A 21,684-nucleotide genomic window follows, 5' to 3' on the forward strand; every position below is an offset into this window, starting at 1 on the left:
ATTAGCTTAAACATACGACAATTGGCTTATGTTGTGTGCAATGAGGCGTATCGCACTTACTCAGCGTTACCTGCATGACTGATGATCTCCTGAGCCCATGTCCATTCTCTTTTTTCCCAGCAGTATAGAGGAGCAGTAATGCCCCAGAGCCTATTGCGATACACCAATATTCTCAGCATCGTTGGTGACCTCATTCGCGTCCACGTTCCTAACCTGGCTGAGGGTAATGCCCAGGCCAACTATGGTGATCTGGCGTTGATTGAGCAGGATGGACAGACTTACTCCATGGCGCAGATCATCAAGATTGACCATGAAGAGGTTTCTCTCCAGGTTTTTGCCGGCACCAAGGGCCTCTCCACCGGTGCGTCGGTCTGCTTCCTGGGCCAGCCCATGAAGACCACCTACTCCCCCAATATTCTTGGGCGAATCTTCAACGGTGCCGGTGAGCCCATTGATGGCGGGCCTGCCCTGGAACAGGATCCCAGGGTGGAGATCGACGGACCTTCGGTAAACCCGGTTCGTCGTGTACTGGCTTCCCGCATGGTACGTACCAATGTGCCCATGATCGATGTCTTCAACACCCTTGTTGAGTCCCAGAAAATTCCTATCTTCTCCGTCGCCGGTGAACCTTACAACCGCTTCCTGGCCCGTATTGCCATTCAGGCAGAGGCGGATGTCGTGGTGTTTGGCGGCATGGGCCTGATCTTCGATGATTACCACTTCTTCCGCACTACCTTTGAAGAAGCCGGTGTCTCTGCCCGTACCATTATGTTCACCAACCTGGCGTCTGACCCGACGGTTGAACGTCTGCTAACGCCGGATATGGCGCTGGCGGTGGCGGAACACTTCGCCGTCGAAGAGTCCAAAAAGGTGCTGGTTCTGCTCACCGACATGACCTCTTACGCCGACGCCATGAAAGAGATCGGTGTGGCCATGGACAAGATCCCTGCCAACCGTGGTTATATGGGGGATCTGTACTCTCAGCTGGCACGTCGTTACGAAAAAGCCTGTGACTACAAAGGTGCCGGCTCTGTCACCATTCTGGCGGTGACCACCATGCCGGGCAATGACGTGACCCACCCGGTTCCGGATAACACCGGTTATATCACCGAAGGTCAGTTCTACCTGCATGAAGGGCATCTGGATCCATTTGGTTCTCTGTCCCGTTTGAAGCAGATGGTTCAGGGTAAAGAAACCCGCGAAGACCATCCCGCCATCATGAACACCATGATCCGCTTCTACTCAGACTCGGTGAACGCCGCCCAGAAACAGGCCATGGCCTTTGAACTGTCAAGCTATGACTTGAAAACCATCAAGTTCGGCAAGCTGTTCAAAAGACGCTTTATGTCTCTGGACGCTGCCATGTCCCTGGAAGAGGCGCTGGATAAGTGCTGGGAGACCATGGCTGAATGCTTTGGACCGGAAGAGACCCTGATGAAACAGAGTCTGCTGGAAAAATACTGGCCCAACCCGGAGCAGCTTTCTTCAGAGAGTGATTCACACAGAGCTGAGGAAGCTTCTGAAGCTGCAGCTGAGGCGTAATTATCATGGCCAAGGTAGCTCTCAACAAAAGTTCATTAAACAAAGAGAAGCGCAGTTTAAAGACGTACAACCGTTATCTGCCGGCGCTTGAACTCAAGCGTCAGCAGCTGATGATGGAACGTAAAAAGGCCGAAGAGGCGCTGGCACAGACACGGGAACATCTGGCGGAGGTAGAGCAGCTGGTCAGACAGCAGCTGCCAATGCTGGCAAGACAGGATGTTCCGGTGGATAACCTGGTGAAGGTAACGGATGTGCGCCTGACCCAGGAAAATATTGTCGGTACATCGGTTCCTCTGGTCGAGCACATTGAAATTGCGCTGACACCCTACAGTGATCTGGCCAAACCCCACTGGGTTGATTACCTGGTTGAGCTTCTGCAGCAGATGATTCGCCTGAGAATAGAACTCCAGGTTCGTCAGCTGCGCCACAGGGAGCTGGACAAGGCGACACGTACCACCTCCCAGCGGGTTAACCTGTTCTCCAAGGTGCTGATTCCCCAGACCAGAAAGAACATCCAGAAAATCCAGATCTATATGTCTGACCAGGACCGGGCCAGCGTCATGAACGCCAAGCTCTCCAAGGGCAAGGTTCTGGCCCAGGAAGCCAAAGGAGGTCATTCGCAGGTGGGCTGATAGCCGGGTGGTATAACCTGCGAAAGCATTGATTATGGCTATTAAACGACTGAAAAAGATCACCCTTTACGGGCCCAGCCAGGAGAAGAGCAGCATTCTGAAAGAGCTGCAATCCCTGGGCTGTCTGCATTTGATTCCATTAACCGATAAACCAGTTGAGGTTCAGGTGCAGCCGGCGGAAGCCAGTGAAGCGAAAGCGTGGCTGGAGCGCAGCCCAAAGCAGAGACGGCAGGTTCGCAATGTTCGTGAACACAAGGATGCTGCCCGAGTAGACGACATTGTTCATAAGATTCTGGACAACAAGTCCAAATTCCGTGAGCAGTCCGATATTCGCGACAAGCTGCAGGAACGGATTCGGGAAGTGCGCCCCTGGGGCGAGTTTGCTTTTCCTGCCCTGTCTGACCTGAATGGTCAACGGCTCTGGTTCTATGTTCTGCCCAATGGTGAACTGCCAGCGCTGAGGGATTCCCTTAAGCAGTGCGAGCTGCCCTGGGAGCTGATTCATCAGAGCCAGAAAGACAGTTACGTTATCGTTGTTTCTGACAAGGAGCCCGAAGACTTTCTGCTGCCTGTGCATCGTTCTCATGTGGGTAAGATTCCGCTTTCCCGCCTGGAAGAGATGCTGGATGAAGCAGAGGATGCCATCGAAGATCTGCTGGCTGAGCGGGAAGCGCTGACCCGCTGGCACTATCTTCTGGATCAGGTGCTTGCCGCTCGTCTGGACAGCGCGGATCTGCAGCAGGCCACCAGTGGCACTATGGATGAAGACAGCTTCTTCCTGGTGCAGGGCTGGGTACCGGTGGCTGAGCAGGCCAATGTTGAAGCCTTCACGGCTGCCCACGGTGTTGCGGCAATATTCGAGGACCCGACGGCAGACGACAATCCTCCGACGTTACTGGACAAACCGGCGGGAACCGGTGGTGGTGCGGATGCCCTTGGCTTCTTCCAGACCCCCAACTACCGTGCCTGGGATCCGGGTAATGTGGTGTTTTACTCATTCTCGCTGTTCTTTGCGATGATCATGAGCGATGCCATGTACTGTCTGATTTTCGGACTGATCATTTTCCTGCTCAGGGGCAAGCTCCGGCAGAGTGAAACCGGTCGTCGTCTGATGAATCTGGCGTACTTTATGTCCGGTGTGGGTATTGTCTGGGGTGTCTTTATCGGCAGTTACTTCGGTGCAGCACCCGACAGTGACAGCTTATTTGGCCGCCTGGCCTTTATCGACCTGAACGATTACAACGCCATGATGAAATTGTCGGTGGTGATCGGTGTTGCACACCTGATCGTTGCCAACGTCATGACGGCGATTGTCAATCGTGGCTCAAGTTATGCCCTGGCACCATTGGGCTGGGGGGGGTTGATGGGCGGTGGTCTGACACTGTGGCTGGGGATGACCGGTACGCTGCCAGCGGCGTTTCAATCCACCATTGGCCCGGGTCTGATGATTGTCGGTGCCCTGCTGGTCTTCCTGTTCTCCAGCAGCCGCGAAGTGACATCCTTCAAGGACCTTATTCTGAGAATGCTGGATGGCCTGAAAGCCGTCTACAACATTACCAGTGCTTTTGGTGATGTACTCAGTTACATGCGCCTGTTTGCCCTCGGCCTGTCCGGTGCATCCCTGGCCATGACGTTTAACTCTCTGGCCATGGACGTTCTTAATTCCAGCCCCGTCACCGGTGTGCTGTTTGCGGGAATCATTCTGCTGCTGGGTCACTTGCTGAATTTTGCCCTGTGCATTATGAGCGGTGTGGTTCACGGCATGCGTCTTAACGTCATTGAATTTGTCAACTGGGGACTGTCTGACGAAGGCTACCCATTTAAAGTCTTTAACCAAAGAACGACCTTTAACCAGCAAACAACTTTTAGTAAAGAGGATTAACAATGGATGCACTGATTATCGCACTGGGTTGGGTAGGTGTTTTCGCGCCGGTTGCTCTGGGTGCAGTGGGTTCTGCGATCGGCTGTTCTGTCGCCGGACAGTCTGCCTGTGGTGCGATGCTGGATGTGGAGAGCGGCTACGGTAAGTTCGTCGGTCTCTCGGCCATGCCATCTTCCCAGGTTATCTACGGCATTGTCATCATGTTTACCCTGAGTGGCATCGGCGTCACGTTAGCCAGCGCTCCTGGTCTGTTTGGTATTGGTCTGCTGACCGGTGTTGCCCTGATGTACTCTGCCGTTTATCAGGGACAGGCGGTTGCAGCGGCCATCAATGCTTCCAAGAACAAGCCGGAAGTGTTTGGTCTTTCGATTGCACCTGCGGCGATCGTAGAAGGCTTTGCGGTATTTGCTTTCGTATTCGCACTGGTTATGGGTCAGGGCATCGCCGCCTGATGATGGGGTGAATGTTGGAACCACACAGTCACTAAGACACAAAGACAAAAAGTATTTCTCTGTGCCTTTGTGTCTTTGTGGTTCAAAAAAATACTGGCCCATAAGCAAATACAGGATTAGATAATGAGTACTGCAACTCCTGAAAAACAAACCGGGAAAACCGTTTCCGTCGGTGTTCAGGAACTGATCGAAAAGCTGCGTAACCAGGGCGTCGACAGTGGTCGCCAGGAAGCGGGCAAGATTATTTCTGACGCTGAAGCCAAAGCCGCCGAGCTGATCGCGGATGCCGAAAAACGCGCCAGTGCCATTGTTGGCAAGGCCCGTGAGGAAGCGGATTTTATTACCAGGGCAGGCAAAGAAGCGCTGCAACTGGCTGAGCGAAATGCCGTCCTTGAGCTGAAAGACTATCTGCTGGAAAAATTCTCTGACCAGATCCGTGCAGTGGTCAGCCACTCCATGGAAGGCGACAAGCTGCTGGAAGGGATGATTCTGGAAGTGGCTGGCCAGAACAATCTGCGTGGCGAAAACAACATCGAAGTGATCCTGCCCAGAAAAGTCATTGGTGTGGATGAACTGCGTGACAAACCTGAGCTGCTCAAGGCCGGTGGTTTGCTGGAGTTCGCCATGAAGCGGGCCAGTGAAATGCTTCAGGATGGCGTCACGTTCACCGTTGGTGGTGCTGGCCAGAGTGGCATTGCGTTTCGCCTGAAAGACAAGGATATCCAGGTAGAGCTGACCGATGAAGCCGTTGCTGCGGTTCTGCTGAAGCACCTGCAGCCACGTTTTCGTGCCCTGCTTGAAGGCATTATTAAATAATTGCCGGTGTCAGTTCGTGATGGCAGATCAATGTCTGCCTCACGCTCATGTTAAGGAGTAGTTCCTGAATAAGTTTCGTGATTGTGGGCCCTCGAACCCTGATCTTCCTGAGTCTGTTGAAGGGCATGAACACCAGGCCCATGCGATAGATCGTGCCAGGCACCCTTCGACTCCGCTCAGGGTGAACGGACAGAGGCCCCATCATCGAACCCTGTTTCTGGGCTGCTTCCGAGGAGAATACAATGGCTGAAAATGCCTACTATACCCTGCTGACATCGCTGCCGCATATTGACTCACTGTTTAACAGCAAGATTACGCCTATCTCCCGCATTCAGCTGGACCGTCGTCTGGCCATGCTGTCCACGGCAGATCGTGAAACCCTGGTTAAGGTGGAACAGCTGGTGCACTGGAGCCATCTGGGCGAAGAGATCAAAGAAGCGTATTTGATCAATCTGGCAGAGCGCCTGTTGCAGGAGTTGGACAGTCCTGATCTGAAAGAGCTGGTGAACTGGCGTCTGGATATGCGAACCATCGCTGCTGCCTTGCGACGAAAGGCCAATGGTATTCAGGCACCGACGTCTGCGAAATGGAGTTACGGTAGCCGCTACGCCTACATCCGCCACAACTGGAATCATCCGACCCTCGGTTTGCAGCATGCATTCCCCTGGATTCCCGTGGCGGTTGAATGCCTGAGTAAAAAAGACTACCTGACGCTGGAAAAAACAGTGATGGAGGCGGTGTGGAACAAGCTGAACGAGCTTGGTGCCAGACACCGTTTCGACTTTGAAGCCGTGGTGATCTATCTGCTGCGCTGGAACCTGGTGGCACGCTGGACCTCCTACAATGGTGAACAGGCAGTGGTTCGGTTTAATGAGCTGACCCAGCAGGCATTAGGGGAATTTGCCCACCAATTGCCGGGTTCCCCGGATTAAACGACAACGGTTATACACATGACTGAACAGACAAAAACAGATCTGATGCAACAGACCTCTGCCCGGGTGGTAGCGGTGATGGGTGATATCATCACCATCGAAAGCATCAGTGGCAAAGATGGTGCGAAAAAGCCGCTGGTTAAGAACGAGGTGGTCTACGTACTGCCAAGCCGTCGCGCCAATGAAGCGGTGGAAGAGCAGCTGATGGCCGAGATTCTCCGTGTTCGTGGTAACACGGCGGATATTCAGGTGTTTGAGGAAACCCGTGGTGTTGCTGTCGGTGACCTGATTATTCAGACCGGGCACATGCTGTCTGTGGATCTGGGCCCTGGTATTCTCAGCATGATCTACGACGGTCTGCAGAACCCGCTGGAGCGTCTGGCGAATCTGCATGGCCGCTTCCTGCAGCGGGGTGTTCAGGTTGAGTCTCTGGATCGTACCCATAACTGGGCATTCACTGCCGTGGCTAAAATCGGCGATAAACTCCGTGCCGGTGAAACCTTTGGTACCGTCCCGGAAGGTCGCTTTACCCACAAAATCATGATTCCGTTTGATACCGTGGGTGAAGTGGAAGTGGTCTGGATTCAGGAAGGTAACTTCTCTGTTGATACCGTCGTGGCCCGGGTGAAAAACCACAAGGGTGAAGAAATTCCTCTGACCATGTACCAGCGCTGGCCGGTGCGTAAGTCAATCGCTGAAACGCTGGCCGCAAAAGGCAAGACCGAGCGTCTTTACCCTGACCAGCCGCTGATCACCACCACTCGCATCGTTGATACCTTCTTCCCGATTGCCCGTGGTGGTACCGGCTGTATCCCCGGACCTTTCGGTTCTGGCAAGACGGTATTGCAGCACGGTTTCTCCCGTTACTGCGATGCGGATATCGTTATTGTCACTGCCTGCGGTGAGCGTGCCGGTGAGGTGGTTGAAACCATCGAAGAGTTCCCGCACCTGCAGGACCCCAAGACCGGTGGTGCCCTGATCGACCGTACGGTTATTATCTGTAATACGTCGTCCATGCCGGTGGCTGCCCGTGAAGCCTCTATCTATACCGGTCTGACACTGGGTGAGTACTATCGCCAGATGGGTTACAACGTGCTGGCCCTGGCGGACTCTACTTCCCGCTGGGCCCAGGCCATGCGTGAAACCTCTAACCGTCTGGAAGAAATTCCCGGTGAAGAAGGCTTCCCGGCCTATATGGACTCTGCCATCAAGGGGGTTTACGAGCGTTGTGGTGTGGTTCGCAACGAAGACGGCGACGAAGGTTCCCTGACCATGATTGGCTCTGTATCACCTGCCGGTGGTAACTTTGAAGAGCCTGTTACCCAAGCCACCCTGAGTACCGTAAAGGCATTCCTTGGGCTGTCTTATGATCGTGCTTACAAACGTTTCTACCCGGCGATTGATCCTCTGATCTCCTGGTCCCGTTATCTGGATCAGCTGGAAGACTGGTACTCAAAAAACCTGTCGCCAGAGTGGGTCAGCAACGTCCGGGAGATGCAGGAACTGCTGGTACGCGGTGACAGCATCAACCAGATGATGCAGGTAACCGGTGAAGAGGGTATTACCCTGGAAGACTACGTGACTTTCCAGAAGTCTTACATGCTGGACATGGTCTATCTGCAGCAGGACGCTTTTGACGATGTGGACGCTTCCTGTCCAATCCATCGTCAGCAGGAAAACTTTGATCTGGTGGTGAGCCTGATTCGTCAGCAGTACAACTTCAGCGATAAAGAAGAGGTGCGTGATTACTTTATCAAGCTGACCGGCCTGTTCAAGAACATGCACTATGCACATCACGGATCACCTGAATACAACAACTATATGCACCGTATTCAGGAGCTTCGCAGCCAGTACGCCATGGGTGCTTTAGCTGCCTGATGACTGTTGTGTAACACGTACTGCTCAAGTCTGCCGGCGATGTCGGCAGTACTTTTTTAAGCCATTAATTTTTCAGCCACGTCTTCGTCCATTATCCCCTGAATATCTTTGGTTTAGTTTGAACTTTTCGGGTTTTTAAATATCAACACTGGAAAGAGCTGCTGGTGTTATATGGATAGCAATAAAATTTCAGGCTTGCCTGACTCTTGCATTGTTCAGACTTACCACTCTTATCAACAAGAACGTGCGGGTGGCAGGATGGGCTCTTACTATGTTACCCCCTGTGAACATGATGACCTTTCAGGTGCTGATTCTGGCTCAAATTTTCAGGAAGATGGCAGGATGCGACGTTTGGCTGAGCGGTTTTCAGCTATCGCTACTGTTACTCAACCAGTCTCTGCACAAAAGATAGAAGTGAAAACCAGGGTTCAGTTTGCTTTGCAGGCATTCCTGAAACATGACATTGAGTTTTGCAGGCAATTTGTGCAGCCAGCAAATCCTGACTGTGACAAAAGTTTTACCCCTCGATTTATCAGATTTTTTCCTGTTGTGTCAGGGATTTTGATCGATGCTCTTGTGGCAAAAGGAGAATCTGCTTCAGACAGCGATTTTGAGCTGGCAGGTGATGTATTAAAAGACACTGAGGTGAAGACTGTTTTTTTCCAGCTGATAAGAGCCACTTTTTCCGGGCTGGATAGTTCCAGGAAAACGACAGCTGATCATCTTCTTAAGGCTTATAGAAAATATCCGGATGGGTGTTATGACGCAATAGTTGATGGAATCATCAGCCATAGAAAATCCCTTCCGGAATTACAGGTTGCAATGGACAGAAATCGGCTTACCCGGGGATTTCCAGTATGCTATTTTTCAATGCTGTTTGGTTCGAAGGACGACTATTATCTGGGGATTGATGCCCAAAATTATGATGCCAATACGGTTCATAATCTTTGCCAGGCCTTTGCCGGTTTGTTGGAGCAGTCCCGTCGTGGCGATCTTGAACCTGTGAATCTGTTGATATTGAATCAGATTCATCAACGTCTGACGAAAGATGTCAAGTCTTGGTACGGCGATCCTATATCTCCAACGTATGACTTTTCTGCATCACATGTATTTGATATTCCCAAAGAAAAATTCACGCCGTCGGGTTACCAGGAAATGATGTTGTTCGTGCAGAGCTGCGATCAAAAATACCGGGGTATGGATAAACTCTCTCCTGACAATCACGCAATTTTTCATATTTGTGGCTACCATGCGCCAAATCATGAGAAACCGGGCAAAGTTACGGTCAGAGCCTATTGTGATGAGCCTGACAAAGGTAATGTTCGCAAGAAAAATGTATTGATAAACGTGTTGGTTGACCATAGAAAGGCGCTGCATAGAACCCCGACTCCGGAAGACGTTCGCTTATCCACTGCCCGGTTGGCAAAGCGATTAATGCTTTTGCACTATTTTCTCGACGGAAATGGCAGAACCATTATTTACCTGATCAATCGCGAGCTGCTCAGAAATGGTCAGCCTCCGTCAATTATTCTGGATGCTGACGCCATTGCTGCGAAGTCATCTGCGGAGTTCTCCGACATGATAAAGGAAGGGCAGGATCTTTTTATCGGTATACAGCGCAATCAGCAGCCAGCCTTATCTAATCCACCCTCTCTCTGTTTTCATGATCAGGCAAAAAGGAGGCTGCATGGGTATTTACAGCAGGTCTGGCGATAGGGGGTTGGGGATGTCGACAGGTTGGGTCGGTATTATTGGTAAAAAACGACAGTATATGTACAATGCAGAATGTTCTCCTCGTATAACCAGATAACTACGAGGTTAAAGCGGTCAGGGATTCGCCGTACATAATGATAAAAAAGTTCTGTGGAATCTGTTTTTTGCGGCAATATTGCTGCTGTTGGGTCTGGGTATCTACAAGTCCAGTCAGGCGATTGACTATATCTGGCGCTGGGATCGAGTCCCCCAGTACATTGTTTATCAGGCCCGCGATGAACTTCGTGCGGAGTTTGATGGCACCATAGAAAGTAATGAAACAGGAGAGCTAATCCTCATCAATGATGTTGACGACAGTGAGCGTATGACTGTTGTCGGTTATCAGGAAATGGCTGTCAGTGACGGTGATCTGATCTTTGCAGGTGACCTGTTGGCGGTCAACTATCACTGGCAGCCTGGGCCGATGGCCAATGGACTCTGGATGACCATCAAGCTCTCCCTGGTGTCTATTGTTTTTGCCATTGTTCTTGGTGCTCTGGCTGGTCTGGCGCGCATATCACCCAATCCGGCACTGCGTCACCTTGCGACTGTTTATGTGGAGCTGGTGCGGGGAACTCCCCTGCTGGTCAAATCTTCATTGTCTACTTCTTTATTGGCACTGTTTTGGATCTGGAGCGATTCACCGCCGGTGTGGTGGCGCTGGCAGTATTCACCGGAGCCGCCAGTTTTCCTCCGCAACTGTCGGGTGGACAGCAACAGCGGGTTGCCATCGCCAGGGCACTGGCCATGCAGCTACGGATTATGCTGTTTGATGAACCCACCAGTGCCCTTGACCCGGAAATGGTTGGCGAAGTGCTGGATGTGATGAAACAGCTGGCTGGAGAGGGGGTGACCATGGTGGTGGTTACCCATGAAATGGGGTTTGCCCGGGAGGTGGCTGACCGGGTTCTGTTTATGGACGGCGGTGAGTTACTGGTGGATAGTGAGCCGGAGATTTTTTTTCAGGCACCGGAAAATGAACGTTTGCGAGTCTTCTTAAGTCAGGTAATTTGACGAAATATTCGGTCGGTAATTATCCGTTGTTATCTCCTGGGCGTGTTTCCCTAAACGCCCAGCGAACCCTTAAAACAGGCGTTCTTTTAAACGCAGGAATCAATAACCAGTACATAAAAATGCCAAAGCAGTTGGCGACGATATCCCAGAACGATGGGTAGCGATAGTCGGTAAGGGATTGCAGGCCTTCAATCCAGATACCGTATAAAGCCGCGATAGCCGCTTTTTTCAGGTTGAAACGGTCCTGGTAACAAAAGCCATCAAGCAGGCCGGAAATAACCAGAAAAGCAAGGCAGTGGGCTATTTTGTCAGCAGCCACCGGCAGCTTCCAGAATGTCAGGTCAACACCTTTGAAGTTATCTATAGGCAATAGAGACAAAATAGTGATGGCTGTCAGGGTAATGGCTAATGCCGCTCTGCTGACCGGTAAATAGTGCTGAAGAATTACGTCTTCCAGTGACGGGGCTTTCCTGAGGTTTTCCACTTTACACGTTTGGATCTGTTTGTATTAAGTTTGTCTTTCAGTGAAGCAGGGATTTCCAGCTCACGCCAATGACCCGGCTGCAGGTCGTCAATTTTCCATGATCCTATCTGGCAGCGAATCAGCCTGAGTGTTGGATGGCCGATAGCAGCGGTCATTCTTCTTACCTGACGGTTTCTTCCCTCCTTTATAGTCAATTGAATCCAGCAATCCGGAATCGACTTTCTTTCCCGTATGGGTGGCACTCTTTCCCAGACATCAGGAGCGTCAATGATTTCTGCCCGGGCCGGGAGAGTAGGGCCATCGTTCAGAACTATTCCGGTACGAAGATGGTCTAAGGATTGAGAGTCCGGGATTCCTTCCACCTGAACCCAGTATGTTTTGGGCATTTTGTGCTCAGGTGAGGCAATCAGGTTTTGCAACTGGCCATTATCCGTCAGCAGTAACAACCCTTCGCTGTCTCGATCCAGCCTGCCCGCTGGATAGATGCCGGGAATGTTAATGAAATCCTTCAGGGTTTGCCGTCCTTCCTGGTCCGTAAACTGGGTCAAAACACCGTAAGGTTTATTAAAAAGCAATAATCGGCTTTTTTTGGAAGGGCGTATAACAGAAGCCTGCATAGGTAATCACTGATGAGAAAAGTCAGAATTATAAATGCAGGAGAACCTGTGGACTAGACTATGGCCTTAACCATTTAAAAGGGGGTTGTGTGAGTACACCACCAGCAAGCTGTGATCACCCTCAGCAGCGGGCAACTGATGTGAAATCAGTTATCAGTTATTTAGCTCCATTGCTATTGGGGGGGAGTCTGTGGGTGCTCCCTGCACCGGAAGGTCTGGATCTGCAGGGATGGCACATGCTGATTATTTTTATCAGCACCCTGTTGGGGGTGATGGTTACTCCCATGCCGATGTCGGCAATCACCTTGATGGGGGTGACAGCCCTGGGGCTGACCAAAACCCTGACCCTCAAACAGGCACTGGCGGGTTATGGTGATCCTGTAACCTGGCTGGTGGTGCTGGCGTTTTTCATCTCTCACGGGTTTATAAAAACCGGGCTTGGGCTCAGAATTGCCTACTGCTTCATGCGTATCATGGGGAAGAAAACCCTGACCCTGGGTTATGGACTGACCCTGACGGATATGCTGCTTGCCCCGGCAATGCCCAGTACCACGGCTCGCGCAGGTGCCGTGGTATACCCCATTATGCAATCCATCGCCACTGTCTATGACAGTAAGCCGGGAGCCACTGCCAACAGGATGGGGGCCTTTCTGTTGATGATCGTCTTCCACGCCAATGCCATCACCAGCACCATGTTTCTGACTGCCATGGCGGGTAATCCGCTGGTGGTCAAGCTTGCTGGCAATCAGGGTATTGAGTTGAGCTGGGCGACGTGGGCCTTGGGGGCATTGTTACCCGGTATTGTCTGTCTTATCTTGATGCCACTTTGTCTGTATCGCATTATCCCGCCGGAATTGAAAGAAACCCCCATGGCCGTCAAGGTGGCACAGGATGAACTTCACCGCCTGGGCTCCCTGACCAGGGATGAATGGATTATGGCCGGTACTTTCCTGTCGCTTCTTGTGCTATGGATATTTGGTCAGCAGCTGGGCTTTTCAGCGACGCTGGTGGCTATGGTGGGTGTGTGCATTCTGCTGTCAAGCGGTGTTCTGAACTGGGATGATCTCCGTGGTAACAAGGGAGCCTGGGACACCATGATCTGGTTCGGGGCATTTATTACCATGGCTCATTACCTCAGTGCTTATGGCGTAGTGAACTATGTCAGTGATCAGGTTGGCGTTCTGTTTGACGGTTTGCCCGCCTGGGTGGCAATGATCACCGTCTGTGGACTGTACTACTTTTTCCATTACTTCTTTGCCGCATCAACAGCACAGATCAGTGCCATGTATGCCGGTTTTCTGCTGATTATGCTTGGAGCTGGCGTTCCCCCTCTGGGAGGTGCCCTGATGCTTGCCTATATGAGTAATATTTGTGCTGTTATTACCCACTATGGGAATGGACCGGCACCAATCCTTTATGGTGCTGGTTATGTCTCTCTTTTCAACTGGTGGAAAGTCGGGTTGATCATGAGCTCGCTCTATTTGCTGGTATGGCTGGGGCTGGGTAGTGTCTGGTTGTCCTGGTTAGGCTATTTATAGCCAGGATATAAGCCATAAAGTTGTAACTAATCCGGCCATCTGCAACTGTGCGTATGGCCTAAACAATCACCTCAACAAGAAATGTTTTGATCAGGAAACCCAGGACACCCAGGCCGAGAGCTCCAAAGAGTACGAATGTTCCCCATTTTCCCGCATTGGATTTTTTGGCCAGGTCATAAACGATAAAAGCCATAAATAAAACCAGCCCGCTGATTAAGACCTGTAACATGATGGATTCAAACTCAGCAATATCCATAGAACCTCCAGAAGTTTAGCCGACTTTTTTTGGCAACTTTTTTGCGTGCTTTTTTCGCCAACTTTCTTATGCCGGTATTTTAGGCATTTTCTGCTGAGTCGCCAATATCGCATATAAACACAGTGCAACTCAGTTGATGCGTTATTGCCGGGCGCTGCAATCCTCAATAGACCCTACACAGATTTGTCCCCAGACCGATATAGGTATCCAGAGAGTTTCAAAATGATCTGGTCAAAGGTTATCCGGGGGGAGGTATGGCGCTCAAACTCAGGCTGGTGGATGTCACCAAATTACAAAAAACCAACTATCTGACGTCGGAGGCATCAAAGGCGGCCGTCCGGGAGGCAAAGGTACTGCTGGATAAGCAGGAAGAGTTTATGAAAAATGGCGGAATGGACCGGCAAAAGTTACGTGCTTTTATCAATAGTGACTTTTGGACATCTCGCCAAAAGCAGAAAGCCAGGGAAGAACTGCTCAATTTTCATAATGAGTTTAAAAGCAATATGGCCAATGAAGCAACAGCTAAGCGCAAAGAACTCAATAGTGCCAGTCGACTGCTCAGTCAACGCAAAGTGAAGAAGGCAAGTACCGTTAAAAAGCGCTCCGGATTTGTATAGGGCGTAAACAGATCAATACAAAAAATAACTGCTTTTCAGGGATGAGTTCAGCATGAATAACGTTAACGGCGTTTCCACGACGAATGATATAAAAACTCTAAATCCGGCAGATATGAGTCAGCAGGACTTCATTGCTGCTGTTTATCTTGAACGTGGAGAAATGCTGGACTCGGAAGTTCGAAGAATTATCGGTGAAATTGATAAAAGTAATCAGTATATAGATACCATCAATAAGATGATTGGCAAGGCAAATGTGGCCGAGTATGGATCAACCCATTATTCTTCCACCACATGGCAGGTTAAAGGCAACAATGTTGTGCTTGATAATGGTTACGGGTTGAATTTCCAGCCAGATGGTAAGGGTGGCAATACCTTCACTCTGCTTGACGGTGATGGTAATCAGTTAATCTACCAGAACCAGACGCTGATACCTGTGCCTGCCGGTGCTACGGTGGATGCACTGGAAGTCGGCATTCCCGTGATGAACGACATGACTTATATACTGAATGATGGCACTGAGATTACCTTTAAGGCCGGAGCCCCGGATAAGGCATTCAACTCCTCGGACTTTTCCGGAGGCATGGCGGATATCACCTCGATTATCATTACCCGGGATAATCAGGGAATGAAAATCAGTGATGTTAATGTTGCCGGCTCCATGGCCATCGGTTCCCCTACCATTGAGACCCCAACTGACGCGGCAGTATCCCAGCCGACCACAACCACGCGAACGGTAAATGTTCCAGCTGACAGTCTGTCGACGTATGGGGACTACAATGAATCCGAGAATTACGACACCATTGATGTCGATCATGCGAGCAGAGTACTCTCCATGTGGGAAGGGGTTATTAAGGATAAATCTGTGGCGGAACAGTCAGCCTTATTGGCCAAGATAAAGTCGGATGGCGGGATTTCTGTTGACTGGGAACTCGGCGATTCGGATTTAAGCGATAGTACTTATACAAAAACGTTTAATTATGAGCCTTATGGCAATGAAACGCTCTACCAATTTATTGAACGTGCGGTTAATCGCTCCAAACTGGATTTTCGTAACTATGTCAAGGATGAGGAAGGTGATATAGAAATACATTATGTCAGTACCGATATTAATCTTCCTGCTTATAGTTATCCGGAAGTGATACCGGCGACGAGTAAAACAACCAGTTCCGTTCCATCCAACTGGGTCAGTGAAAGACGGAACTTTTATGATTCAGAGGATTATGGGAATATCAAGGTATTCACTGATGATTATTTATTAAAATTGAAAAATGAAATTCTTGAAATGGACCTTTCTGAGGACAAGATGAGGGGGTTTGAAAAAGAGTTGCAGACCAATGGTTATACCGTAACCCTGGAGCTGTGGGATACTGACGGGGCAGATGATTACTATAACGAATCGTATCACTACAAAATGATATCCGGAGAGAGTACGGATGATTTCTTTGACCGCGTGATGGAACAGTCGGCAGCAAAATTTAAAACGCACATAAACTACCATGAGAATGAGGGAGCAATTGATATCGATGAAATCGCGGCATCGAGTTCTTTGCCCGGATTCTCCTATGATCGGTATGCGCCAGCTCCCCAGACTGAGGATAATTCCTCTCGCCCGAACAACCGCCACAGCCTGGATGTCAACAATCATGATGGCCACATCCTGTATGAAGCCGGCGGTATGCATCAGTGGGAGTATGATGGCCGGGGTACCCAGGCCATCAGCAAAGCGAATCCCAATGATTCCAGCAACCAGGTATCCGGTTTTTTTGGCAGGAAGCTGGCGTTCAGCCAGGCAATCAATGATGAGTTTAGCGGTACCACGCCATTTATGACCCAGAAGGAGAAAGAACTTCTGGCTAATATATTGAGGATTACCTATCCCGATGCCAGTGGCAGTGGCCGACTGACCCCGGAAGAGTGGGTCACGTTAAAGAAGAGCCTGATTAATGCCCGGGATAACCTCAATGGCAACAGTCAGATTCAGACCGTTCAGCTGCAAAGGGCGATGCAGACGTATAATCAAAACTTTGAGGCCATGTCCAACGCCCAGCAGAAGATCTACTCCCTGCTCAGGGATATTATTTCTAATGTGAAGTAATCCGGGTCAACCGGTAATGGCTGTGAAGCAGCGAATGCCGGTCAACTTGACTTAATCAAGACTGATCCCCAGTTGACTGACACCATCGTTGGCAGAAAGCAGCCGAAGTTCTTTGGTAAACTCTTTTGATGGTTTCTTTTGCTGACAGACCATGCTGATCAACTCACTGATAAACCGACGTTGAACCTCAAACAATTCATGCTCTTCAGTGTACTGCGCCAGTTCGGTTCCTCTAAGCTCTTGTGCTTCAGTGTATTTTATGAATTTACCAATGGTGCTGAGTGACACGGTTAATGCACTGGCCGTTTCATCAATGGTTGCTTTCATGGCACAGTTGATGGCACAGTTAAGACCAGCCGAAAAATCCAGCGCCGGTTCAACACCAAACATATCAAAATCTTCAGGAGCTGGCGTATTTTCATCCAGTCGTTCAAGCAGACGTTCGAAGTTTTTTGACGATTGAAGTCCGGCAGTATAGTCCCAGAGCATGTTCAGACAGTGCCTCACATCGGCAGCATGGCCAAATTCTGCCAGCTCTGAAAACAGTGCAAAGTTGGGCCAGGCTCTCTCAGTGACAGCAGTAGCGAGTGTCGCCAGTTGCCAGGGAGCGAGTAATTCAATTTGGCGGGAATATTGAGCGTACAGTGTGCGGATGTTCAATGATGATTACCATTAGGGTTGATGCCGCTGGCATTCTAGCATTTCTTATTAACAGCGACATCACTACTTTAAATTTACAGGGGCCAGGTAAACTGCAGGCGTACAGAGTTGAAATTGTAATTGGAATTCAACTCAACAGAACCACCATCCGGTAAGCAGCTGCCCGCAGTAATTCGATTGGTCCTGAGCTGAACTTCTCCACAATCACTGAAAGAATAACGGGTGTTCTGCCTGATAAAGTAAATACTTTCTTTAACGCTTTCTCCAAGACCGATGCTCTCCAGTCCGTAAAGAATGGCTGAGCTGGCAACCTGGTCCCGAACCTTATCCGGGTCGTCAATGGTTTTATAAATGAATGAGCCAATGTGTTCTTCATTGAACTCTATTGTCTGCTTGAAAATAAATTCTGTTTGTTCGTGGTCTGTTTGATAAGCCGGTGCCTGAAAATCATTCATGGATGACACCTGGTTTAAAAACGGGGCTCTATCATTTGATTCCATCAGCATGGGTTGATCAGCAGATGAATAGGATATAAAGCCCATTGCCATAGATAAGTAAATCGTTCGAAAAATGCTTTGGGCAATATTTTTTATTTTCATGGCTTTAATCCTTGAGTTGATTTATGTCTGTTTGTTCTTTTTCTCCAAGAGATATTTTTTGGTTTTTGACAGGAAGAGAATGTTTTTAGTTCTATTTAGATAATCAAAAACCAAATGCTTAAAACATATTGTTTTAAATGCATATCATCACATTAGACACCTAAAGAGTGAAAATAACTTGAACAAAGGTATCATATTTCTATTTGATCTATGGTTTTGAGTGTTTTGATTGTTTTAGAGAATAAAAATATCTTTTTATATTTCGAATATGGTTTCCAGAGAACATCCCCGGAAACCAATGGGCATCAGGCGCGGGACATGAATTTCCCGGTTTCTGTATTGACTTTGATGATTTCTCCGTTACTGAGATACTCTGGAACCTGAACTTCCAAGCCAGTGCTGACCCGGGCAGGTTTTGTTCTTGCCGCAGCCGAGGCCCCTTTTATGCCAGGGGCTGTATCAACGATTTCCAGGGCAACGGATGCTGGCAGGTCAATCGCCAGTAGCTGGCCATCAACCAGAAGGGCGGTCAGGCCTTCCATATTGTCAGCGATATAGAGAAGCTGGTCCTCAATAGTGCTGGCATTGACGAGATACTGGGAATAATCCTCAGAATCCATAAACGTACACTCATTGTCTTCACGATAGAGAAGCGTGACGGCTCTTCTCTGCAGGTCCACGTCAGTGAGAAGAATATCGCCGGTCAGTGTCTGCTCAAGTTTCTGGCCGCCGGGAACAGAATTGAAACGAACCTTATACAGGGTCTGGGCACCGCGGGCAGATGGGCTTTTCGCCTCAACCTGACGAACCTGATAATACTGGCCTTCAATGTCTACAATCTGGCCTTTTTTCAGTTCTCGAGCGTAAGGCATTGGATTCCTCGGAATAGCTGGTGTGCAGATAAATACGGTTGGAGTGATGATTGCTCTGGTCTGAACTGCTTTGACCTGGATAGTCTAGGAGGCTGTCCGAGAATAGCGCCCGTAGCGAGGATGGCAGAAAATTGAGGATAAAAATTTCGTTTTGTGAGGTGAATAGTGGGGCTATTTGCCGAACAAAACGGAATTTTTAGACCAATTTGCTGCCACCGCAGTAGGGCAGTCTATTCTCGGACAGCCTCCTAGTTCCAGCGTCAGGAGTCTCTGGCCGGACAGCCAGAGTAAAGCATCCATCGGGGCATTTTAAATTGATTATGCCTGCTGATAAAGAGAGCAGTGAGTGAAGTATTGCGCAATACTATGCCGGATTGAGGTTTAAAGATGAGTCTCATCAATGCAAATGTCGTGGGTTACTGGATTTACCAACAACCTTGCCCTTGTTATCGAGAATTTTAGCCCTGGAATCCACACGGTATATCTGCCTTAAATACTCTTCCTTAATGGCTTTCTCATCAACGAGAGGCTTGGTATCCACTCCGGCGTATGCCAGGTATTCAAGCATGTACAGGGGGTTCGGCATGATAACCTCCGAGCCAGTTATAATAGCTTACCTTTCGCCATGACTCCGTTTGTTGATGCAGGGCATAAAAAGGGTGCCTTGTCATGAAAGTTTGTTGCAAGCCTATGCAAACCACTGCTGAAACGTGTTGTCTGCCAATTTCATGAAAAATATTGCATCCTGCTCGCTAACATAGAAAAATTTGACTTATATCAATGCTTGAAAAAGGCTGGGCCTATAAAAAAGATCATTAGAATAAATATCTAAGGGGGATGCTATATGACGACAGTGATTGACCGAATCATCAAAGACCATCAGCATATGGCACGCTTGCTGGACTACCTGGATTACGAGGTCTCTGGTTACCGGGAAGGCAGTGAGCACAATCCTCAGCTGAACATTATTATTGAAGCGCTGGATTATATGCATAACTATCCAGATGCATTTCACCATCCTCTTGAGTCCAGGTTGATGGCCCGGCTTCGTCCCCGGTTGGCCAGTAAAGAAGAACGGATTCAGTTTGATATGATTGAGAATCAACACCGGCAGATTACGGCAATGACCCAGAGGCTTGTGGAGGCTTTCAATACCGTTGCTTCTGACCAGGTTATCCCGATCAATCTGCTACTGGCTGAATACACGCTCTACAGTGAGTTGCAGCGGGAGCATATGGAACTGGAAAACCAGTATATGATTCCGGCGATGCAGTCTTTATTAAGTGTTGATGATCTGGTACTGGTTGATAATGATCTTAAACAGATGTCTGATCCACTTTTTGGTTCTCATTTATGGGAGGTATACCAAAATCTGTACCAGTATGTGACTGAGCGGGAAAACGAGGTTGAGCCGGTTATTTAATATTCAGCTCCACTCATAACTTTTACTCTCCAGCAAATTGCGTGTTAGGAATTTGCTGGGAGTCCTGTCCAGAGCGAAACTCAGTTTTCGGCTTGTCGCTTCGCCTTTATCTTCTTCGCCCAGCCTGCAATGTAATAGCACTGATATTCATAAAGTGATAATTGTAAGTAGTTGGCCAGAAAATATGATTTCATTTGGTTAACTACTTATAGGGCCGGTTTTTATTTCGCTATCTATCAGCGTACAGTGTTGACATCTGAGTCATGAAAGAGAGGATGGAGCGTGGGTAAACCAATAACATGGATTGTTGCAGGCATTTTCTGGATGCAGGCTCATTTCGTTCTTGCTGATGCCATTGGCGAGATCGCGCCCGAGCCGGGTACAGGTAATACGGAACAGGAACTGGTCAGGGCCTCTGACTATATGGTGGCTACTGCAAACCCCTATGCAGCGAGAGCTGGTTATGAAATTCTCAAACAGGGCGGTTCTGCTATTGATGCTGTCATCACCACGCAGCTGGTACTGAATCTGGTGGAACCGCAATCTTCAGGTATTGGTGGGACGGGATTAGTCGTTTATTTTGATAATAAGGCCGGGCAGTTATCCACCTGGGAAGGTCGTGAGACTGCGCCGGGGCAGGTAAAGCCGGATCACTTTCTTGATGAAACAGGAGAACCCCTGGCGTTTTATGATGCGGTTGTGGGAGGGCGATCGGTAGCAACCCCCGGTCTGCTCAAATTGATGTATGAAGTGCATCAAAAGCATGGAAAACTGGCTTGGAAAACCTTGTTCAAGCCAGCGATAAAACTGGCCCGGGAAGGGTTTATTGTGTCGCCAAGACTGGCCAGGCTGGTTGCCATGGATCAGACCCGTCTGGGGCGTTATGAAAACACGAGAAACTACTTTTATCCTGAAGGACGTCCTGTGCAGGAAGGCGATCTGCTGAAAAACCTGCCATTTGCCAATACTCTGTCTCTTATTGCCAATCGCGGGATTGATCCGTTCTATCAGGGAGAGATTGGTCGCGATATCGTCACAACGGTGAACTCAGTAACCGATAATCCTGGCTTACTGACGATGAGTGACCTGAACCGTTATCAGGTTCAGGAACGTGACCCTGCCTGTATGGACTATCGGAGGTATCGGGTGTGCAGTATGGGACCACCAAGTTCGGGTGGACTGACCATGGGGCAGATTCTCGGGATGCTGGATCACTACAACCTGCCTGAACTGGGCAAGGACAACCCCATTAGCTGGCAACTGATTGGCGATGCAACGCGTCTGGCTTTTGCCGACCGTGGAATGTATATGGCGGATCAGGACTTTGTTCATGTGCCGAAGGGTTTGTTGGATAAGTCCTATCTTCTTGAGCGAAGTCGGCTGCTGAAAACCGGAAAGCCGTTGCAAGGGGTTGCTCCGGGCTTGCCACCGGGCATAGACAAAATACGTCAGGCTTCCGGTGAAGCACTGGAACTCCCGGCAACGACGCATATCAGCATTGTTGATGGTGATGGCAATGCGGTGGCGATGACCTCCAGCGTAGAGAATGCTTTTGGTTCACGCCTGATGGTCCGTGGTTTTCTATTGAATAACTCCATGACGGATTTTTCCTTCCGTCCATTT

At 49.5% G+C, this 21,684-nt stretch carries 20 protein-coding genes and 2 pseudogenes; 15 read left to right on the top strand and 7 right to left on the bottom strand.

Features of this window, described 5'->3' with window-relative positions:
• Nucleotides 1-138 precede the first annotated feature (138 nt).
• From ACO6V1_RS09545 to ACO6V1_RS09590, 10 genes and pseudogenes are all read left to right on the top strand, one after another.
• Complete coding sequence (locus tag ACO6V1_RS09545; protein WP_422466662.1) at nt 139-1,542, top strand: V-type ATP synthase subunit B; 1,404 nt, start codon at nt 139-141, stop codon at nt 1,540-1,542.
• Nucleotides 1,543-1,547: 5 nt separating this feature from the next.
• Nucleotides 1,548-2,174 (top strand): V-type ATP synthase subunit D, encoded by a 627-nt coding sequence (locus ACO6V1_RS09550; protein ID WP_163369725.1) that lies wholly within the window; start codon nt 1,548-1,550, stop codon nt 2,172-2,174.
• Nucleotides 2,175-2,208: 34 nt separating this feature from the next.
• Entirely contained in the window at nt 2,209-4,056 is a 1,848-nt protein-coding gene (locus ACO6V1_RS09555; protein WP_422466664.1) for a V-type ATP synthase subunit I, read from the top strand.
• Between the two features lie 2 nt (nt 4,057-4,058).
• Nucleotides 4,059-4,508 (top strand): ATP synthase subunit C, encoded by a 450-nt coding sequence (locus ACO6V1_RS09560; protein ID WP_209200523.1) that lies wholly within the window; start codon nt 4,059-4,061, stop codon nt 4,506-4,508.
• Between the two features lie 123 nt (nt 4,509-4,631).
• Nucleotides 4,632-5,324: a hypothetical protein gene (locus tag ACO6V1_RS09565; RefSeq protein ID WP_101747257.1), complete on the top strand. Its 693-nt coding sequence runs from the start codon at nt 4,632-4,634 to the stop codon at nt 5,322-5,324.
• 242 nt (nt 5,325-5,566) lie between these two features.
• On the top strand, nt 5,567-6,256 hold the full coding sequence (locus tag ACO6V1_RS09570) for a DUF2764 family protein (protein WP_101747255.1): 690 nt from the start codon (nt 5,567-5,569) through the stop codon (nt 6,254-6,256).
• Between the two features lie 18 nt (nt 6,257-6,274).
• The gene (locus ACO6V1_RS09575; protein WP_422466666.1) at nt 6,275-8,134 is read left to right on the top strand and encodes a V-type ATP synthase subunit A; all 1,860 of its coding nucleotides are present in this window, start codon (nt 6,275-6,277) and stop codon (nt 8,132-8,134) included.
• Between the two features lie 171 nt (nt 8,135-8,305).
• The gene (locus ACO6V1_RS09580) at nt 8,306-9,850 is read left to right on the top strand and encodes a hypothetical protein (RefSeq protein WP_422466667.1); all 1,545 of its coding nucleotides are present in this window, start codon (nt 8,306-8,308) and stop codon (nt 9,848-9,850) included.
• 460 nt (nt 9,851-10,310) lie between these two features.
• Nucleotides 10,311-10,466, top strand: a pseudogene (locus ACO6V1_RS09585) (ABC transporter permease subunit); the annotation flags it as partial.
• Between the two features lie 107 nt (nt 10,467-10,573).
• Nucleotides 10,574-10,900: pseudogene (locus tag ACO6V1_RS09590) on the top strand (ATP-binding cassette domain-containing protein); the annotation flags it as partial.
• Nucleotides 10,901-10,919: 19 nt separating this feature from the next.
• Here the strand turns inward: ACO6V1_RS09590 and ACO6V1_RS09595 are convergent.
• The gene (locus ACO6V1_RS09595) at nt 10,920-11,384 is read right to left on the bottom strand and encodes a VanZ family protein (RefSeq protein WP_422450310.1); all 465 of its coding nucleotides are present in this window, start codon (nt 11,382-11,384) and stop codon (nt 10,920-10,922) included.
• Nucleotides 11,345-12,001 carry a pseudouridine synthase gene (locus tag ACO6V1_RS09600; protein WP_422450311.1) on the bottom strand — a complete coding sequence of 219 codons (657 nt, stop codon included), beginning with the start codon at nt 11,999-12,001 and terminating at the stop codon, nt 11,345-11,347. Before ACO6V1_RS09600 ends, ACO6V1_RS09595 begins: the two co-directional genes overlap by 40 nt.
• An 89-nt stretch (nt 12,002-12,090) precedes the next feature.
• On the opposite strand from ACO6V1_RS09600, the gene ACO6V1_RS09605 reads away from it, so the two are divergent.
• Entirely contained in the window at nt 12,091-13,539 is a 1,449-nt protein-coding gene (locus ACO6V1_RS09605; protein ID WP_422466669.1) for a DASS family sodium-coupled anion symporter, read from the top strand.
• A gap of 58 nt (nt 13,540-13,597) precedes the next feature.
• On the opposite strand, the gene ACO6V1_RS09610 is transcribed toward ACO6V1_RS09605, so the two are convergent.
• Nucleotides 13,598-13,795, bottom strand: coding sequence for a DUF2788 domain-containing protein (locus ACO6V1_RS09610; protein WP_101748002.1), 198 nt, complete (start codon nt 13,793-13,795; stop codon nt 13,598-13,600).
• A gap of 254 nt (nt 13,796-14,049) precedes the next feature.
• On the opposite strand from ACO6V1_RS09610, the gene ACO6V1_RS09615 reads away from it, so the two are divergent.
• The gene (locus ACO6V1_RS09615) at nt 14,050-14,412 is read left to right on the top strand and encodes a hypothetical protein (protein WP_422450313.1); all 363 of its coding nucleotides are present in this window, start codon (nt 14,050-14,052) and stop codon (nt 14,410-14,412) included.
• A 52-nt stretch (nt 14,413-14,464) separates the two neighbouring features.
• The gene (locus tag ACO6V1_RS09620; RefSeq protein WP_422450314.1) at nt 14,465-16,507 is read left to right on the top strand and encodes a hypothetical protein; all 2,043 of its coding nucleotides are present in this window, start codon (nt 14,465-14,467) and stop codon (nt 16,505-16,507) included.
• A 51-nt stretch (nt 16,508-16,558) separates the two neighbouring features.
• On the opposite strand, the gene ACO6V1_RS09625 is transcribed toward ACO6V1_RS09620, so the two are convergent.
• The 4 genes from ACO6V1_RS09625 to ACO6V1_RS09640 form a co-directional block, all read right to left on the bottom strand.
• Nucleotides 16,559-17,167: a DUF416 family protein gene (locus tag ACO6V1_RS09625; RefSeq protein WP_422466671.1), complete on the bottom strand. Its 609-nt coding sequence runs from the start codon at nt 17,165-17,167 to the stop codon at nt 16,559-16,561.
• Between the two features lie 74 nt (nt 17,168-17,241).
• Nucleotides 17,242-17,622, bottom strand: coding sequence for a hypothetical protein (locus ACO6V1_RS09630; RefSeq protein WP_422450316.1), 381 nt, complete (start codon nt 17,620-17,622; stop codon nt 17,242-17,244).
• Nucleotides 17,623-18,071: 449 nt separating this feature from the next.
• Complete coding sequence (gene yeiP, locus ACO6V1_RS09635) at nt 18,072-18,638, bottom strand: elongation factor P-like protein YeiP (RefSeq protein ID WP_422450317.1); 567 nt, start codon at nt 18,636-18,638, stop codon at nt 18,072-18,074.
• Nucleotides 18,639-19,035: 397 nt separating this feature from the next.
• Entirely contained in the window at nt 19,036-19,224 is a 189-nt protein-coding gene (locus tag ACO6V1_RS09640) for a hypothetical protein (protein WP_422461630.1), read from the bottom strand.
• A gap of 258 nt (nt 19,225-19,482) precedes the next feature.
• On the opposite strand from ACO6V1_RS09640, the gene ACO6V1_RS09645 reads away from it, so the two are divergent.
• Nucleotides 19,483-20,061, top strand: a complete 579-nt coding sequence (locus ACO6V1_RS09645) for a hemerythrin domain-containing protein (protein ID WP_422450319.1) — start codon at nt 19,483-19,485, stop codon at nt 20,059-20,061.
• Nucleotides 20,062-20,343: 282 nt separating this feature from the next.
• A partial coding sequence (locus ACO6V1_RS09650) for a gamma-glutamyltransferase family protein (protein ID WP_422466673.1) occupies nt 20,344-21,684 on the top strand: 1,341 nt, incomplete at its 3' end.

Source organism: Endozoicomonas sp. ALC013 (genome assembly GCF_049310205.1).
Classification (GTDB): Bacteria; Pseudomonadota; Gammaproteobacteria; order Pseudomonadales; family Endozoicomonadaceae; genus Endozoicomonas.

What these genes read in the sequence shown, in the direction of transcription:
- ACO6V1_RS09645 (WP_422450319.1), top strand. Translation starts at nt 19,483, where the DNA reads ATGACGACAGTGATTGACCGAATCATCAAAGACCATCAGCATATGGCA.
- ACO6V1_RS09575 (WP_422466666.1), top strand. Translation starts at nt 6,275, where the DNA reads ATGACTGAACAGACAAAAACAGATCTGATGCAACAGACCTCTGCCCGG.
- ACO6V1_RS09555 (WP_422466664.1), top strand. Translation starts at nt 2,209, where the DNA reads ATGGCTATTAAACGACTGAAAAAGATCACCCTTTACGGGCCCAGCCAG.
- ACO6V1_RS09545 (WP_422466662.1), top strand. Translation starts at nt 139, where the DNA reads ATGCCCCAGAGCCTATTGCGATACACCAATATTCTCAGCATCGTTGGT.
- ACO6V1_RS09630 (WP_422450316.1), bottom strand. Translation starts at nt 17,622, where the DNA reads ATGAATGATTTTCAGGCACCGGCTTATCAAACAGACCACGAACAAACA.
- ACO6V1_RS09615 (WP_422450313.1), top strand. Translation starts at nt 14,050, where the DNA reads ATGGCGCTCAAACTCAGGCTGGTGGATGTCACCAAATTACAAAAAACC.
- ACO6V1_RS09600 (WP_422450311.1), bottom strand. Translation starts at nt 12,001, where the DNA reads ATGCAGGCTTCTGTTATACGCCCTTCCAAAAAAAGCCGATTATTGCTT.
- ACO6V1_RS09570 (WP_101747255.1), top strand. Translation starts at nt 5,567, where the DNA reads ATGGCTGAAAATGCCTACTATACCCTGCTGACATCGCTGCCGCATATT.
- ACO6V1_RS09550 (WP_163369725.1), top strand. Translation starts at nt 1,548, where the DNA reads ATGGCCAAGGTAGCTCTCAACAAAAGTTCATTAAACAAAGAGAAGCGC.
- ACO6V1_RS09620 (WP_422450314.1), top strand. Translation starts at nt 14,465, where the DNA reads ATGAATAACGTTAACGGCGTTTCCACGACGAATGATATAAAAACTCTA.
- ACO6V1_RS09610 (WP_101748002.1), bottom strand. Translation starts at nt 13,795, where the DNA reads ATGGATATTGCTGAGTTTGAATCCATCATGTTACAGGTCTTAATCAGC.
- ACO6V1_RS09580 (WP_422466667.1), top strand. Translation starts at nt 8,306, where the DNA reads ATGGATAGCAATAAAATTTCAGGCTTGCCTGACTCTTGCATTGTTCAG.
- ACO6V1_RS09560 (WP_209200523.1), top strand. Translation starts at nt 4,059, where the DNA reads ATGGATGCACTGATTATCGCACTGGGTTGGGTAGGTGTTTTCGCGCCG.
- yeiP (WP_422450317.1), bottom strand. Translation starts at nt 18,638, where the DNA reads ATGCCTTACGCTCGAGAACTGAAAAAAGGCCAGATTGTAGACATTGAA.
- ACO6V1_RS09640 (WP_422461630.1), bottom strand. Translation starts at nt 19,224, where the DNA reads ATGCCGAACCCCCTGTACATGCTTGAATACCTGGCATACGCCGGAGTG.
- ACO6V1_RS09565 (WP_101747257.1), top strand. Translation starts at nt 4,632, where the DNA reads ATGAGTACTGCAACTCCTGAAAAACAAACCGGGAAAACCGTTTCCGTC.